Source organism: Micromonospora sp. NPDC050417 (assembly GCF_044458865.1).
Lineage (GTDB): Bacteria > Actinomycetota > Actinomycetes > Mycobacteriales > Micromonosporaceae > Micromonospora_G.
The window spans coordinates 312,874-327,857 of the sequence record NZ_JBITIH010000004.1; the positions used below are offsets into that span (position 1 = coordinate 312,874).

17 protein-coding genes are annotated in these 14,984 nt (G+C 71.4%); 1 reads left to right on the top strand and 16 read right to left on the bottom strand.

The window, feature by feature from the left end; genetic code table 11:
* Nucleotides 1–98: 98 nt before the first annotated feature.
* From ACIBF5_RS08305 to eno, 16 genes are all read right to left on the bottom strand, one after another.
* Nucleotides 99–1,424, bottom strand: coding sequence for an NAD(P)/FAD-dependent oxidoreductase (locus tag ACIBF5_RS08305; RefSeq protein ID WP_396809372.1), 1,326 nt, complete (start codon nt 1,422–1,424; stop codon nt 99–101).
* A gap of 105 nt (nt 1,425–1,529) precedes the next feature.
* On the bottom strand, nt 1,530–2,099 hold the full coding sequence (locus tag ACIBF5_RS08310) for a hypothetical protein (protein ID WP_396809374.1): 570 nt from the start codon (nt 2,097–2,099) through the stop codon (nt 1,530–1,532).
* A gap of 37 nt (nt 2,100–2,136) precedes the next feature.
* Nucleotides 2,137–3,573, bottom strand: a complete 1,437-nt coding sequence (locus ACIBF5_RS08315; RefSeq protein ID WP_396809376.1) for a DUF58 domain-containing protein — start codon at nt 3,571–3,573, stop codon at nt 2,137–2,139.
* Entirely contained in the window at nt 3,570–4,583 is a 1,014-nt protein-coding gene (locus ACIBF5_RS08320; protein WP_396809377.1) for an AAA family ATPase, read from the bottom strand. Before ACIBF5_RS08320 ends, ACIBF5_RS08315 begins: the two co-directional genes overlap by 4 nt.
* On the bottom strand, nt 4,580–5,188 hold the full coding sequence (locus ACIBF5_RS08325; RefSeq protein ID WP_396809378.1) for a hypothetical protein: 609 nt from the start codon (nt 5,186–5,188) through the stop codon (nt 4,580–4,582). The genes ACIBF5_RS08320 and ACIBF5_RS08325 overlap by 4 nt, the downstream gene beginning before the upstream one ends.
* The gene (locus tag ACIBF5_RS08330; RefSeq protein ID WP_396809379.1) at nt 5,185–5,895 is read right to left on the bottom strand and encodes a DUF4129 domain-containing protein; all 711 of its coding nucleotides are present in this window, start codon (nt 5,893–5,895) and stop codon (nt 5,185–5,187) included. The genes ACIBF5_RS08325 and ACIBF5_RS08330 overlap by 4 nt, the downstream gene beginning before the upstream one ends.
* A gap of 33 nt (nt 5,896–5,928) precedes the next feature.
* On the bottom strand, nt 5,929–6,672 hold the full coding sequence (locus ACIBF5_RS08335) for a uracil-DNA glycosylase (RefSeq protein WP_396809380.1): 744 nt from the start codon (nt 6,670–6,672) through the stop codon (nt 5,929–5,931).
* Nucleotides 6,665–7,351 carry a dienelactone hydrolase family protein gene (locus tag ACIBF5_RS08340; RefSeq protein WP_396809382.1) on the bottom strand — a complete coding sequence of 229 codons (687 nt, stop codon included), beginning with the start codon at nt 7,349–7,351 and terminating at the stop codon, nt 6,665–6,667. The genes ACIBF5_RS08335 and ACIBF5_RS08340 overlap by 8 nt, the downstream gene beginning before the upstream one ends.
* Nucleotides 7,352–7,519: 168 nt before the next feature.
* Nucleotides 7,520–7,960, bottom strand: a complete 441-nt coding sequence (locus ACIBF5_RS08345) for a hypothetical protein (protein WP_396809384.1) — start codon at nt 7,958–7,960, stop codon at nt 7,520–7,522.
* Between the two features lie 226 nt (nt 7,961–8,186).
* Nucleotides 8,187–9,251 carry an HAAS signaling domain-containing protein gene (locus ACIBF5_RS08350; RefSeq protein WP_396809386.1) on the bottom strand — a complete coding sequence of 355 codons (1,065 nt, stop codon included), beginning with the start codon at nt 9,249–9,251 and terminating at the stop codon, nt 8,187–8,189.
* Nucleotides 9,248–9,580 (bottom strand): PadR family transcriptional regulator, encoded by a 333-nt coding sequence (locus tag ACIBF5_RS08355; protein WP_396809388.1) that lies wholly within the window; start codon nt 9,578–9,580, stop codon nt 9,248–9,250. The genes ACIBF5_RS08350 and ACIBF5_RS08355 overlap by 4 nt, the downstream gene beginning before the upstream one ends.
* Before the next feature lie 88 nt (nt 9,581–9,668).
* Nucleotides 9,669–10,631 carry an exopolyphosphatase gene (locus tag ACIBF5_RS08360; protein WP_396809425.1) on the bottom strand — a complete coding sequence of 321 codons (963 nt, stop codon included), beginning with the start codon at nt 10,629–10,631 and terminating at the stop codon, nt 9,669–9,671.
* A 27-nt stretch (nt 10,632–10,658) separates the two neighbouring features.
* Nucleotides 10,659–11,168, bottom strand: coding sequence for an amino-acid N-acetyltransferase (locus ACIBF5_RS08365; RefSeq protein WP_396809390.1), 510 nt, complete (start codon nt 11,166–11,168; stop codon nt 10,659–10,661).
* Nucleotides 11,169–11,217: 49 nt separating this feature from the next.
* Nucleotides 11,218–11,775: a DUF501 domain-containing protein gene (locus tag ACIBF5_RS08370; RefSeq protein ID WP_396809392.1), complete on the bottom strand. Its 558-nt coding sequence runs from the start codon at nt 11,773–11,775 to the stop codon at nt 11,218–11,220.
* Nucleotides 11,772–12,389: a septum formation initiator family protein gene (locus tag ACIBF5_RS08375; protein WP_396809394.1), complete on the bottom strand. Its 618-nt coding sequence runs from the start codon at nt 12,387–12,389 to the stop codon at nt 11,772–11,774. Before ACIBF5_RS08375 ends, ACIBF5_RS08370 begins: the two co-directional genes overlap by 4 nt.
* A gap of 38 nt (nt 12,390–12,427) precedes the next feature.
* The gene (gene eno, locus ACIBF5_RS08380) at nt 12,428–13,711 is read right to left on the bottom strand and encodes a phosphopyruvate hydratase (protein WP_121158538.1); all 1,284 of its coding nucleotides are present in this window, start codon (nt 13,709–13,711) and stop codon (nt 12,428–12,430) included.
* Between the two features lie 321 nt (nt 13,712–14,032).
* Between eno and nudC the strand changes: the two genes are divergently transcribed.
* Nucleotides 14,033–14,893: an NAD(+) diphosphatase gene (gene nudC, locus ACIBF5_RS08385; RefSeq protein WP_396809396.1), complete on the top strand. Its 861-nt coding sequence runs from the start codon at nt 14,033–14,035 to the stop codon at nt 14,891–14,893.
* Nucleotides 14,894–14,984 lie beyond the last annotated feature (91 nt).

Sequence of the window (14,984 nt, forward strand, 5' to 3'; positions counted from 1 at the left end):
GCGTGCCCGGCAGCCGCCGGGCACGGGCACCCCGCCCGAGCGTTAGGAAGGGCCCCTTGTTATACGAAAAGCGATAACAAGGGGCCCTTCCTAACACCTCAGACGCGGGGGGTGATGCGGGGGGTGGCCTCGACGAACTCCTCGCGGGGATCGTGCAACTGGCCGAGAGCGACCACCTCACGGCGCAGCGCGAAGGCGAGCACCCAGTCGACCAGCACCCGGATCTTGCGGTTGAGCGACGGGATCCGACCCAGGTGGTACGCCCGGTGCATGGCCCACGCCGGCAGGCCGGTCAACTTGATGCCGTACACCTGGGCCACGCCCTTGTGCAGCCCGAGGCTCGCCACGCTGCCCGCGTGCTTGTGCTTGTAGTTCTTCGGCAGCCGGCTCCGCAGCACCGCCCGGATGTTGTCGGCCATCTGGGCCGCCTGACGGACCGCGTGCTGGGCGCTCGGCGAGCAGAACGAGCCGGGCGGACCGGTCAGGTCCGGCACCGCCGCGCAGTCACCGGCGCTCCACGCCCCCTCCAGCACCTGGTTCCCGTCCACCACCTGGAGGGTGGGCAGGCAGGTCACCCGGCGCCGCTCGTCACGGGGCAGGTCGGTCTGGTCGAGCACCGGCGACGGCTTCACGCCGGCGGTCCAGACGATCGTGTCGGCCCGGAAGCTGTCCCCGTCGGAGAGCTTGACCACGCCATCCACGCAGGATTCCAACCGGGTGTCCAGCCGGATGTCCATCTTGCGCTTGAGCAACTGCTGCACGGTGTACGCGCCCATGTCACGGTCGACCTCGGGCAGCACCCGCAGGGTCGCCTCGACCAGCACCCAGCGCATGTCCTCCGCCGAGAGCTCCGGGTAGTACTTCAGCGCGTCCCGGGCCATGTCCTCCATCTCGGCCAGAGCCTCGATGCCGGCGTACCCGCCACCGACGAAGACGAACGTCAACGCGTTGCGCCGGGTCACCGGGTCGGTGGTGGCGGCTGCCACGTCGAGCCGGTCCAGCACGTGGTTGCGCAGGTAGATGGCCTCACCGATGGTCTTGAACCCGATCCCCTGCTCACGCAGACCGGGGATCGGCAGGGTTCGCGACACCGACCCCGGCGCCACGATGACGTGGTCGTACGAGATCTCCCGAGCCGGTCCGATGATCGGCTGGACGGTCGCGGTCTTCCGGGCGTGTTCGATCCGCGTCACCTCACCGGCGACGATCGTGCACTTCCGCAGCGCCCGGCGCAGCGGAACCACCGCGTGTCGCGGGGAGATGTTGCCCGCGGACGCCTCGGGTAGGAACGGCTGATAGGTCATGTGTGGTTGGGGGTCAACCACCATCACCTCGGCCTCCCACGAGTGGAGCTTCTTCGACAGACGCAGGGCCGCGTACAACCCGACGTGCCCAGCGCCAACTACGAGGATCCGTTTTTTCACGCCCCTATCTTTCCTCGGCCTGATAACTTCTGGCCGCCAGATGCCCCGGTTGTGACCGAGAACGCCAGCGTGACGTAGCTGACCAGGGCACATGTGCGATCGATGTCACTCTTTCCCGGCGCGACGCAACATCCAACTGAGCAGAGAGGCCGCCAGGGCAGCGACGCCAAGACCCGCGATCGCGGCGACCACGTAGCCGCCCTCGTCCCACCGCTCGGTCAGCGCGATCAGCAACACCGCCAGAACGGCCGAGGCGAGCACCACCGCCAGCGCGTTCACCACCCAGCGGGCGATCAGGTCGGGCGAGACCGCCGCGTCGTACGGGAGTTGGGCCGCCAGGGCGCAGAGGCTGTGGGTCAGATAGAGGAAGGTGGCCAGCCCGAGCAGCCGCCAGAGCGCGATCGGCTCGCCGTAGTAGCTCGTCTGGGCCACCCACCCGATCACCGTCAGGAGCGCGGTGAGGGTCGGCCAGAGCCGTCCCGGGGCGATCGCCGGCAGGAGCGCCACGATCAGCAGCAGGACCACTGCACGGCTGGCGAGGATCGTCGGCGGGTACGCCAGCACGAACGCCACCAACCCGCTGAGAAAGATCACGCAGCGCAGCAGCAGCGGGGCCAGGGTGGCGCGCGTGACCACCGTATAGATCGATCTGATCCGCTCGGAGATGGCGTTCACCGGCCCACCCACCTTCGGTCATCCATGATCGCCTGGGTCACCGGCCGACCGCCCTGGGAGCGGAGGCGAGCCGGGCGACGTCACGGAGCACCAGGTCGAGGCTGCCGGCGCCGGCCCACGGCACCACCGGTACGCCGTGTTCGCGCAGCGCGCCGATGGTGTTCTCCCGATCGAGTCGCCAGAGCCGGTGGGCCACCTCGGTCCACTGGCCGCGTCGAGACGGGGCGGTCAGCTCCGGCAGGGTGTCCACCGCGACCACGAACCGACCGGAGCGGGCCAACCGGGCCAGCATCGCCGCCGACCGGTTGTCGATCAGCGGGGTGAACACCACCACGAGTGCGTTCGAGGAGAGCACCTGGGGTCCGAAGACCTGGTCGTACGGTTCGTGCTCGGAGTTGGCGGCGGTGACGTCGAGCAGCCACTCCAGCGCGATCAGGTACTGCCGCCGGCCGGTGGCGGGACGCAGACGGCGGGCGGCGGGGCCGTACTCGACCAACGAGACCCGGTCACCCCGGTGCAGGTAGTGCTCGGCGATCGCGGCGGCGGCCCGGACGGTGGTGTCGAGCACCGACGCGGAGCCCCGTACGCCGCCGGAGCGGCCCGCCTCGGCGAGCACGTCGAGCAGGAGCACCACCTCGGCATCCCGGTCCGACAGGGTGGCGGCGACGTGCAGTTGCCGGGCCCGCAACGACACCCGCCAGTCGACCCGGCGCAGCCGGTCACCGGGGCCGAAGATGCGTACGCCGGCCAGCTCCCCGCCCTCGCCCGGTCGCCGGGACCGGTGGCCGCCGACCAGGCCCGCGGCCCGGGGCATCGCCTCGTCGGCGTCGAACGGCTCGGTCATCGGATAGACCCGGACCAGTTCCGGGTCGACCAGCACCGGCCGGCTGGAGAGCAACCCGGCACAGGCGACGGCCCGCACACCCGCCGGCCCGAACGGGTGCCGACCCCAGCGGGTGGTGAGTCCGGTCAGCTCCAGGTCGACCGCCTCACCCGCGACCACGGAGAACGCCAACGGCCGGCCCACCCCGGCCGCCCCGGCGAAGCCTGCCTCACGGATGGTGATCCAGGGCGAGACCCTGGTCCGGACCACAGCCAGGTCGTAACCGGCCAGGTCCGGGTTGCCCACGGTCACCACTCCGGCGAACGCGCCGCCCTCGACCAGCGTCCCGTCCTCGGCCGTCACCTGGATCCTGGGCGGCTCGACGGGACGTCGACGCAGGGCGTACGCGGTGCCGAGCGCGAACGGCGCGGCGAGCACGACAAGATCGACCCGACCCAGCAGCACCCCACCGATCAGCAGCAGACCGGTGAGGAGCACGGCCCGGCCGAGCGCCCGGGTCGGCGTCCAGCACTGCGGCACCGCCCCGGTCTCCGGAGCCGACACCGGCACCGACTCCGGGCCGGGGTCGCCCAGCGCGCCACGACGCGGCTGCGGTACGGCGGCCCTCAGGGGCACGGAGCTGCCGGTCATACCGCCCGTGCTCCGCCGGCGTAGCTGGGCAGCGCGCCGCTGGCCGGCGCCGGGGTCCGGTCGAGCACCTCGTGGACGACGAAGGCGGGATCGACCCGACGCAGCCACATCTCCGGCCGTAGCGTGATCCGGTGTGCCAGCGCGGGCGCCGCCACCTCCTTGACGTCCTCCGGGATGACGTAGTCCCGGCCGGCGAGCGCGGCCTTCGCCCGGGCCAGCAGCAGCAGGGCGAGCGAGCCCCGGGGCGAGGCTCCGACCAGCACCGAGGCGTGCTCACGGGTGGCCGCGGTCAGGTCGACGATGTAACGGCCGATCGAGTCCTCCACCACCACGTCCTCCAGCGCCGCCTGCATCTGGCGCAGCCGGGCCGCGTTGACGATCGGCGCCAGTTCCGCCTCCTCCTGGCGGCGGGACATCCGGCGGCGCAGCACCTCCCACTCCTCCTCGCGGGCCGGGTAACCGAACGAGACCCGGAGCAGGAACCGGTCGAGCTGTGCCTCGGGCAGCGGGTAGGTGCCCTCGTACTCGATCGGGTTGGCGGTGGCGAGGACGTGGAACGGCGGGTCGAGCCGGTAGGTGACACCCTCGACCGAGACCTGCTTCTCCTGCATTGCCTCCAGCAGCGCCGCCTGGGTCTTCGGCGGGGTCCGGTTGATCTCGTCAGCGAGCAGCAGGTTGGTGAAGACCGGCCCGGCGCGGAAGGTGAAGTCGGCACTGCGCTGGTCGTAGAGGAACGAACCGGTCACGTCGGCGGGGAGCAGGTCCGGGGTGAACTGCAACCGGCGGAAGTCGAGCCCGAGCGCCTGCGCGAACGAGCGCGCGGTCAGCGTCTTGCCCAGACCCGGCAGGTCCTCCAGGAGTACGTGACCGCCGGCCAGGATGCCGGCGAGCACCAGTTCCAGGGCATCCCGTTTGCCGACGACCACGGTGCAGACCTGGTCCAGCACCGCCCGGGCCAGTCGGGCCACCTCGAAGACGGACGTTGGCTGGACCTGGTCGGCGTCGTTCATAGCTTCTCCAATTGGGCGACGATCGCGGCGAGTTCACGCGGTGGGGGCGTCCGCTTCGGGGGGCTGTCGAGGAACTTCCAGACCTGCTCGCCGAGGAGCTCGCGGGCCCGCTCCGGTTCGGTGGCCCGGGTCAGTCCGTGCCGCTGGCGCAGCCTCTCGTCGACCAGGTCACCGAGTCCCGGGAGTACCCCATCGGCGTACCTGGCCCGGGTCTCGGACGAGATCAACCTGTTCTCCCACACGTTGACCGCGGCCCGTAGCGCGTCGATCGAACCGAAGTTGTACAGCCCGTCGTCGGCGCCGGACGAGTGCAGTGGCCGGACCGTACGCCGTGGTGGCGGTGCCACCTGGCCGGTGGCCCGGCGCAGCAGCAACAGGGCCAGCCAGCCGGCGAACGCCGCCGGTACGGAGATCCCGAGGGAGAACATCCGGAGCCCGACGACGGTGACGGCGGTGAAACCGGCGGCGAGCAGCACCGCCCGGATCCACCATCCGGCGCGGAACCGTCGGCGGGTGAGCGTGGGTTCCGGTTCCGGCTCCGGCCCGTAGCCGACCGGTTCCCCGGTGCTGAGCAGGTCGTCGATGCTGGCCGCACGGTCGCTCACGATGCCGCCCCCGCGGTCAGTTCGGAGCGGAGCCGCTCCAGCGCGGACCGGGCCTGTGCCCGCATCCGCTCGTCGACACTGTGGGTGGCGTACCTGGCCTCGCGGTAGACCTGGGCGAACGCGGCCAGCACCTCGGCGCTGACCACTCCGGTGCCGCCGCGCAGCAGCCGGGTCACCAGGTCGGTCGGGGTGTCGCCGACCTGCCGGGGTACCCCGGCGGCAGACGCCGCCTGCTCCAACCGGACCCAGCAGGCGATCACCGCCCGGCGCGGGTCGGTGTCGGAGTCGGAGAGGTCGACCAGCCCGGCGTCGAGGGCGGCCACCACCGCCTCGGCGGTCTGCGCGGCGGTCGCCGTCCGGGCACCCGGTGGCATCCGTCCGGCCCGTCGCCGGGCGAGATCCCGCAGGAGTCGGCGGACCACCACGACGAGCAGGGCCAGCAGCCCGAGGGCGGCGAGCCCGAAGGCGGCGGCGACCAGCCAGCCGGGAACCGTCCACGGCTCGGCGGGGGCGAGTTCCAGCGGAGGTTCGGTCTGCGGCACCTGCTGCGACGGCTGGATCAGGACATCCTCGGCCGGTCGGGACTCCTCGGCCTGTTCGAGCCGGTCGATCCGGAGCGACGACTGCGCGGTCGAGAGCGCGGCGAGGGCGAGCAGAAGCGCCACCGCCGCAAGCGGCCACCATCTACGCAGAGCGGAACCGGCCATCCCGCGTACCGCCCCCGAACCGTCGCCTATGTCTTATTCCAACCCGGCCAGACCCTTTGCCCGGGTGAATATCCCGTCCAGCATCGCTGGTGTCAACCGCCCGGTGAAGGTGTTTTGCTGACTGACGTGGTAGCAGCCGAGCAGATCCGGCGCGGTCCCGCCGCCCGACCAGTGTGCCCCATGGGCGAACCTGGGGCGCGGGCTGGGCGGTCGTACGCCGTACACCTGGCGGAGCACCGGCCACCACGCGGCCCAGGCGAAGGCACCCAGTGCCACCACCACCCGCAGGGTCGGCGCGATCAGGCGCACCTCCCGGTGCAGCCAGGGTGCGCAGGTGTCCCGCTCGACCGGGGTCGGCTTGTTGTCCGGCGGTGCGCACCGCACCGCGGAGAAGATCCGGGTGTGCCGCAGGGTCAGTCCGTCGGCGGCGGCGACGCTGGTCGGCTGGTTCGCCAGGCCGGCCCGGTGCATCCCGGCGAAGAGCACGTCGCCGGAACGGTCACCGGTGAAGATCCGACCGGTGCGGTTACCGCCGTGCGCGGCCGGGGCCAGTCCGAGGATGGCGATCTGGGCGTCGGCGACGCCGAATCCGGGCACCGGGCGTCCCCAGTACTCCTGGTCCCGGAACGCCGCCCGGCGGGTCGCGGCCACCTCCTCCCGCCAGGTGACAAGACGGGAGCAGGCAAAACAGTCGGCGATGGCGCCGTCGAGGTCGGGCAGGTCGCTCGCCCGCTGTGCGCGGGCGAGCACCTCGTCGGCCGTACGGGGCTCAGCCAAGCTTGCCCCGGAAGAATTCGAGCGTGCGGGCCCAGGCGCTGGCGGCGGACTGCCGGTCGAAGACCTCCGGCCGGTCGTCGTTGAAGAAGGCGTGCCGGCTGCCCGGGTAGTCGTGCAGGGTGCACTCGCCGCCGGCTTCCTTGATCGCTCGCTGGGCGGCCTGTATGCCCTCGTCGGCTGAGGTGCCGTCCTCTTCGGAGCAGTGGACGACGGCGGACTTGCCGGCGTACCCCGCCCACTCCGGTCGCATCCGCTCCCACGGCAGGGCCGGGTAGAAACCGACGGTCGCGACGATCCGGGGCGAGAGCGTCGCGGACCAGAGGGCCAGGCTGCCGCCGGCGCAGAAACCGACGGCACCGACCTGACCGGTGGTCTCCGGTCGTCCGGCGAGGTAGTCGGCCGCACCCGCGATGTCCCGGGCCGCCTGGTCCATCGCCAGGCCCATGAGCAACCGCTGGGCCTGGTCGGGTTCGCTGGTCGCGGCGCCGTGGTAGAGGTCGGGCGCGAGGGCCACGAAGCCGGCCTCGGCGAACCGGTCGGCGACGCCGGTGATGTGCGGGACGAGTCCCCACCACTCCTGGATCACGATGACGGCCGGGCCGGACGCCCCGCTGGCGGGTAAGGCCAGGTATCCCTCGCTGGTACCACCATTGCTCTGGTAGGTAACCTTTTCGCCCATCGGCCGGCCTCCTGTCGGTCAGTCATCATTGGCTGGTCGCACAGTTACTGCTCCGTTGCGTGCGGGTAGCCTGCCATGCCCGACCGTCAGCGGGGAAGACGGCGTGGCGTACGCCTCCCGTATTGGTAGGTGTCCACCTCGCCGCCCCCGCGTCGTACTACTGCGCTGTCAGGCCTTCGCGGGCTTGAGGCAGAGCAGGTAACCGGTGCCGCCCGTGGGGATCGCGGTGAACATCGCGTACTCCTCCCCCTCGGCGACGTACTGCTCGCATTCGGTGCTCTCCGACGCCTGCCGCTCGGTCTGGTTCTCGACCCGGGCGACGACGTTGTAGACGGCCTCGGTGGAGGTGCAGTCGACAATCTTCGCGTTCGGCGCCGCCTTCTCCTCACCCTCGCCGAGCTCGGGGAGCGCGGCGAGACAGTCGCCGACCTTCGCCTCGGCGGTCTTGTCCTCGCCGCCGAGCACGGTGCCGAGGCCGAACTTCACCGCCACCGCCACGACGATGGCCACCAACACGCTGACGATCTTCTTGACCGGACTCTTCTTTTGCGGCGGGGGTGCCGGCACGGGGGCGGCGTCGAACGGCGGCGGCACCGACGTGCCCGGCACGGGGGCTGCCGGGGGAACGGGGGGCGGGGGTGCCTGGTCAGTCACTGACTGTCCTTTCGAGGGGCTGTTCTGTCCACACAAGATGATCAAGTGCGGGAATACCGTATCCACCACCCCTGACGGGCTGCCGTCCGCCGCCCTCCACCTTTCAGCCGGACTTGCCCGCCGTCCGCCCTGTCTCGTCACCGCGCCGCCGCACCATGCCGTCGCCCCACCCGTGCCGGTGCTAGCGGGCCGAGACCGACGGCGTCGGGACCGCCGACGCGCTCGGTGACCCGCCCGGCGCAACACCGGTCCCGCTCGGTGTCGGGGAGCCGCTCGGCGAAAGCTCCGCCAGGGGCAGGTCCGACGGGCGCACGATCGGCGGTGTGGTCGAGAACCGGAACGGCGCCCCCTGTGGGCAGTACGGGTACGGCTGGCGCAGCGCGTCCGGCAGCGCCAGCTCCGGGTACGGCTGGCCGAGGTGTCGGTCCACCGTCTCGCACCAGGGATATCCGAGCCGGATCGGCCGACCCTCCTGGTCGAACAGGCGCACCCCCTCGACGAGTCGACCCTGCGGGTCGTAGACATAGACGTCGCGTACGTCGGCGTACGGGTCGGCGTTGTACGCCGGCTCGTAGTAACCGCTCTGGCGGCCACGCTTGTCCACGTCGACGAAGCCGACGAGTCCGAAGATCACGATCGCCACCGTGCCGAGCCGGAGCAGATGACGCCGCCACCCCCGGAACTGGTCGCTGCGTCGCCCGAGCCAGGTCGAGCCGATGATGCAGAGGGCGAGCAGGAGCAGGCCGGCGATGTCGTTGTCGTCGACCCGGGGCAGGAGCCCGAACTGCCCGTTGGTGGTCATGACGGTGACCAGCATCGCCACCAGGTAGGCCCGGAGCACCCACCAGGCGGGCCGGAGCAGCCGGAGGAGATCGGTGACACTGGCGTACCCGATCAGAGGTGCGACCCGGCGGTCCACCGTCTGGAGCCGGTCGCGGAGCTGGCGCACCGCGCTGGCGACCCGGTTGTCCGACTTGGCCGGTTGGTTCGGTGCGGCCAGTCCGGCCGCCGCGCGTAGCTCGGCCGCGTACGCCTCCGGGGTGCCGAGCCGGTCGACGAGCGCCCCGGTCCCCTCGGCCGCCACCTCGGCCAGGTGTTCGGGCAGGTCTTCGAGCAACTCGTCCCGGTCCACCTCGGGCAGGTCGGCCAGGGCCCAGCGGACCCGTTCGACGTACTCCGTGATCTCCCGCTCGGTCATGCCATCCTCGCTCCGCTGAGTCACGCCCTCCTCGTCGCGCGCGGTCATGCCACGCGCCCCCGTTCATCGAGAAGTTTGTCCATTGTTGAGGCGAAGGCCCGCCACACCTTGCCGGACCGGTCGAGCTGGTCGCGTCCGGCCGCGTTGAGGGCGTAGTACTTGCGGTGCGGCCCCGACTCACTCGGGACCACGTAGGTGGTGAGCAGCCCGGCCTGGAAGAGCCGGCGCAGGGTGCCGTACACCGAGGCGTCTCCGATCTCGTCCAGACCGGCGGTGCGCAGACGACGCATGATGTCGTAGCCGTAGCCGTCCTCTTCCTTGAGAACGGCCAGGACTGCGAGATCCAGCACGCCTTTGAGCAGCTGGGTAGTGTCCACGCGGAGCACAGTAGTGCGCATTGCGAGATACCGTCAAGAGCGTTGTAGTAGGGGTGCGGCGACCCCTCGCCCGGACGCCCGCCCCCCGCTAGACCATCAGGCTGTAGGCGATGCCGTCCAGAATGTCGTGCTCGCTCGCGACGACCGAGGGCATCCCGGCCCGCTCCATGATCGTCCGGAGCACCAACGCGCCCGCCCCGATCACGTCGGCCCGCCCCGGGTGCATCACCGGGTACTCCATCCGCCGCGCCGACGACCGGGACAACAGGTCCTCGGTCACCTTCGCCACCTCGTCGTACGAGATCCGGGCGTGGTGGATCCGCTCCGGCTGGTACGTGTCGAGTCCGAGCGCGATCGCCACCACCGTGGTCACCGATCCCGCCAGACCGATCAGGGTGGCGGCCTCCCGACCGGGCACCACGGACAGCGCGCGGTCCACCGCCCCGGCGATGTCCGCCTCGGCGGCGGCGATCTGCTCGGGCGTCGGCGGATCGTCATGCAGATGCCGCTCGGTCATCCGGACGCAGCCGATGTCAACCGAGATCGCCGCGTCGACCCTGATCCCGCTACTGTCACCGGTCACCGAACCGCTGGTCCGGTCACCGACCACGAACTCGGTCGAACCACCACCGATGTCCACCACCAGGTACGGCGACCGGGCGTCGGCGGCCAGCCCGCGTACGGCGCCGGTGAACGAGAGCCGGGCCTCCTCCTCGCCGGTGACGACCTCCGGAGCCACCCCGAGCGTCTGCCGCACCATCGCCCGGAACTCGTCCGCGTTACTGGCGTCCCGGGAGGCGGAGGTGGCGCACATGCGTACCCGCTCCGCTCCCAGTTCGGCGATCTCGGCGGCGTATCCCGCCAACGCCACCCGGGTCCGTTCGATCGCCTCCGGGGCGAGCCGCCCGGTCCGGTCCACACCCTGACCCAACCGGACGATCTCCATCCGCCGGGCGACGTCGACCAGCGACGCCGACGGACCGGCCGCCGGATCGGGCACGTCCGCCACGAGCAGCCGGATGGAGTTGGTACCGCAGTCGATCGCCGCCACTCTGGTCGTCACGGCAGTCACCCTACGTCAGAGCCGCAGCAGCATCCGCACGTTGCCCAGGGTGTTCGGCTTGACCCGTTCCAACCCGAGGAACTCCGCCACACCCTCGTCGTACGAGCGCAGCAACTGCTCGTAGACCGCCTGCGGCACCGGCGCCCCGTCGATCTCGACGAACCCGAACGCGCCGAAGAACCCGGTCTCGAAGGTCAGTACGAAGACCCGGGTCACGCCCAACTCCCGCGCCACCGTCAACAGCTCCGCGACGATCTGGTGGCCGATCTTCATGCCCCGGCACTCGGGATGGACCGCCACCGTACGGATCTCGGCCAGGTCCTCCCACATCACGTGCAGCGCCCCACAGCCGACCACCGCACCGTCGGCCGGGCGGACCGCCACCCAGAACTCCTGCACGTGCTCGTACAGGGTCACGGTCGCCTTGCTGAGCAGCCGCCCACCCGGGCTGTACGTGTCGATCAGCTCGCGGATGCCGCGTACGTCGCCGGTCCGCGCCCGCCGGATAACAAGATCCGCGCTCATCGCCTGAGCGTAGCGGGGACGGGCGGCGGCCGGTCCCGGCCGGTGCCGATCAGTCGGTTTCGGGCGCGTCCACGCACGAGCCGCCGAGCCACCACGGCTCGATCAACTCAAGCGTCTCGTCACCGAACGGGTTGACGCCGGGACCGGTGGCCAACGCGTGTCCGAGGTGAACGTGCAGGCACTTCACCCGGCCGGGCATGCCACCGGCCGAGATCCCGTCGATCTCCGGCACCTCGGCGATCGCCGACCGCCGGGCGAGGTAGTCCTCGTGCGCCGCCCGGTAGCGGGCCGCCAACTCGGGGTCGTCGACCAGCCGGTCGGCCATCTCCTTCATCACCCCGGCCGACTCCAGCCGGCTGCACGCGCCGACCGCCCGGGGGCAGGTCAGATAGAACAGGGTCGGAAACGGGGTGCCGTCGGCGAGCCGAGGCGTCGTCTCCACCACGTCCGGCCGACCACAGGGACAGCGGTGCGCCACCGCGCGGGTGCCCCGGGGCGTCCGGCCGAGCTGTGCGGCCACCGCCGCCAGGTCGTCGTCGGTGGCCGGCTGCCGGGTCGGCGCGGGAACCAGACCGGCCGCGGGCCGGTCCGGAGGTACGACGGTCAAGAAGTCGGTCCTTCCTCGTTGGCGGCCCGAACGCTGGACCAGAGCATGTCGTACCAGGGTTCCGCCGGTTTCGGCGCGGCGGGCGGCGCGGCCCCGGCGTCTCGGGCGGCGCCCTCCGGGTCGTTGAGCACCACCACCAGCTTGTCACCCGGCCGGACCATGTAGAACCGCTCCCGGGCCTTGATCGAGACGTACGCCGGGTCCTTCCAGAGCGCCGCCTCGTCCGACAGCTCGCCGATCTTCTCTCGCTGCGCCGCCTGCGCCGCCTCCAACTGGGCGATGTCCGCCTGCTGGCCCAGGTAGACCCGGACCGGGTAGGTGTAGGCGAGCGCGAGCGCGACGAAGACCGCGAAGAGCGCCGTCGCCCGACCGGTGATGCGCCGGGGCTGCGGAGCGGAGGTACGGGTGGTGCCGCCACCTCCGGCGGCGGCGCGTCGCGCCGCCGCCGGGCGGGTGGCCGATCGTGGGGCGTCCGCGCCCCGGGAGTAGCGGGCGGTGGTACCCCGCTCGGAGCGCGCCCCGGGGTCGCGGCCGGTGACCCGGCTGGCCACCCGGCCGGGCTGGCCGGGCCGGCGTGCGGGCCGCTGACCGCTGGGTATGCGACGAGTCGTCACCGTTGACGCACCCCTCCCCCGAGGCCACTCACGCGATGTCAGGCAGAACGGTAACGCGGGAACGCACCGGCCCCGGCGTAGCGCGCCGCGTCCGCCAGCTCCTCCTCGATCCGGAGCAACTGGTTGTACTTGGCCACCCGGTCTGAACGGGCCGGGGCACCGGTCTTGATCTGGCCGCAGCCGGTCGCCACCGCCAGGTCGGCGATGGTGGTGTCCTCGGTCTCGCCGGAACGGTGACTCATCATGCAGCGGAACCCGGCCCGGTGCGCCAGGTCCACCGCGTCCAGGGTCTCGGTCAGCGAACCGATCTGGTTCACCTTCACCAGCACGGCGTTCGCCGAACTCTCCGCGATGCCCCGGGCGATCCGCTGCGGGTTGGTCACGAACAGGTCGTCGCCGACGATCTGGACCCGGTCGCCGAGCGCCGAGGTCAGGCTCGCCCAACCGGACCAGTCATCCTCGGAGAGCGGGTCCTCGATCGACACGATCGGGTACTCGTCCGCGAGCTTGGTGTAGTAGGCGGCCATTTCGTCGGCCGACTTCTTGGTCTGCTCGAAGGTGTAGACACCGTCGGAGAAGAACTCGGTCGCGGCCACGTCGAGCGCGAACACGATGTCCCGGCCCAGCCGGTAGCCGGCCTTCTCGACCGCCTCGGCGATCAGGTCCAGGGCGGCGGCGTTGGTCGGCAGGTCCGGCGCGAAGCCGCCCTCGTCGCCGAGGCCGGTGGAGAGACCACGCTTCTTCAGTACGGACTTGAGCGCGTGGTACACCTCGGCACCGGAACGGAGCGCCTCACGGAAGGTCGGCGCGCCGATCGGAGCGATCATGAACTCCTGCACGTCGACGTTGGAGTCCGCGTGCGCCCCACCGTTGAGGATGTTCATCATCGGCACCGGAAGCAGGTGCGCGTTCGGGCCACCGAGGTAGCGGAAGAGGCTCAGTTCGGCGCTGCTCGCCGCCGCCTTCGCCACCGCCAGCGAGACGCCGAGGATCGCGTTCGCGCCGAGGCCGGACTTGTCGGCGGTGCCGTCGATGTCGAGCATCTTCTGGTCGATCAGCCGCTGCTCGCTGGCCTCGTAGCCGATGAGCTGGTCGACGATCCGGTCCTCGATGTTCGCGACCGCGGTCTCGACACCCTTGCCCTGGTAACGGTCGGCGTCGCCGTCGCGCAGCTCGATCGCCTCGAAAGCGCCGGTGGAGGCGCCCGACGGCACCGCCGCGCGGGCGGTCGTACCGTCGTCCAGCCCGATCTCGACCTCGATGGTCGGGTTGCCGCGCGAGTCGAGAATCTCCCGGGCGACGATTCCCTCGATGGTGGCCACTGTGTCGCTCCTCGTGATGAGTGTCAGCTGATGCTCTCGGGCCGCGACGGTGCGGCGGAAGCGTTCGATGGCAGCGTAACGGGCCGTGGTCGCCGTACGGGGACTGCCTCCACCTTCTACGGCGACGATCTGCCGTACATCTACCGATTCTCCACCCCCTCGTCGGCGCCGGGGTTTGCGGGGGTTGCCCTGATCGACAAGGCTGGCAGACATGTCCGCCGACCCACCCGCCGGCGCCGGCCGGTCCACCACCACCGCCCGATCCGCCGCCACCGGTCGACCCCGGAGCGCGGCTCGCCGCCACCGACGGCGGCACGCACAGTGAGCTCCGACCCGCCGCCGACCCGCCCGGTCTTCCTTCCCGGGGCGGCGGCCGACGTACCGGCGGAACCGACCGACCACTGTCTGATGGTGGCCGACGGCAAGCTGCTGGTCCGACCCGACGGCGACTTTCCCCGGGTCGCGGACGTGCCCGGCCGGGCCACCGAGCCGGATCTGGTTCCGCTCGGCACCCTGGACGGGGTGCCGGTCTGGGCGGTTGCGTGGGAGACGGACGACGCCACGCTCGGTAGGTGGCTCGGCTGGCGGGAGTTGGCTTCCGGGCTCACCGAGCCGCTCGCCGCCCTCGCCGGACGGGCTCTACAGGTGGTGACCTGGCGGCGCAGTCACCGCTACTGCGGGGCCTGTACGGCGGAGCTGGCCGACGTGCCGGGCGAACACGCGCGGCGTTGCCCCGACTGCCAGCTCTACGTGCCGATGCAGCTCTCCCCGGCCGTGCTGGTGGCGATCCGCCGCCCCGGTCCGCCGGGCGCGCCCGAACAGCTCCTGCTGGTACGCCACTCGTACGGGTCGACCGAGGTGTGGGCCCTGGTCGCCGGCTTCGTCGAGGCGGGCGAGACGCTGGAACAGGCGGTGCACCGGGAGGTCGCCGAGGAGGTGGGACTCCGGGTCGACCGGCTCGTCTACTTCGGCAGCCAGCCCTGGGCGATGTCCGGTCCCAGCGTGGTGCTCGCCGGATTCACCGCGTACTGCCCGGATCCGATGTCCGAGCCGGTGGTCGACGGTAGGGAGTTGACGCAGGCCCGCTGGTTCCCGCTCGACGCGCTGCCGGAGGCGCTGCCACCGACGTACTCGATCTCCCGGTGGCTGGTCGAGTCGGTCCGGGTGCCGGCCACGACCTAGTGTCCTGAGTCAGAAGTAAGTAGGCAGTAGGCTGGTGGGGTGCCAGATCCGACGCTGCCGCCGTTGACGTTGACCGATGAGGACCGTCGCA

Bases quoted from the DNA above. Each gene is read 5' to 3' on its own strand.
- ACIBF5_RS08315 (WP_396809376.1), bottom strand. From the start codon at position 3,573: ATGACCGGCAGCTCCGTGCCCCTGAGGGCCGCCGTACCGCAGCCGCGT.
- ACIBF5_RS08320 (WP_396809377.1), bottom strand. From the start codon at position 4,583: ATGAACGACGCCGACCAGGTCCAGCCAACGTCCGTCTTCGAGGTGGCC.
- ACIBF5_RS08330 (WP_396809379.1), bottom strand. From the start codon at position 5,895: ATGGCCGGTTCCGCTCTGCGTAGATGGTGGCCGCTTGCGGCGGTGGCG.
- ACIBF5_RS08340 (WP_396809382.1), bottom strand. From the start codon at position 7,351: ATGGGCGAAAAGGTTACCTACCAGAGCAATGGTGGTACCAGCGAGGGA.
- ACIBF5_RS08350 (WP_396809386.1), bottom strand. From the start codon at position 9,251: ATGACCGCGCGCGACGAGGAGGGCGTGACTCAGCGGAGCGAGGATGGC.
- ACIBF5_RS08365 (WP_396809390.1), bottom strand. From the start codon at position 11,168: ATGAGCGCGGATCTTGTTATCCGGCGGGCGCGGACCGGCGACGTACGC.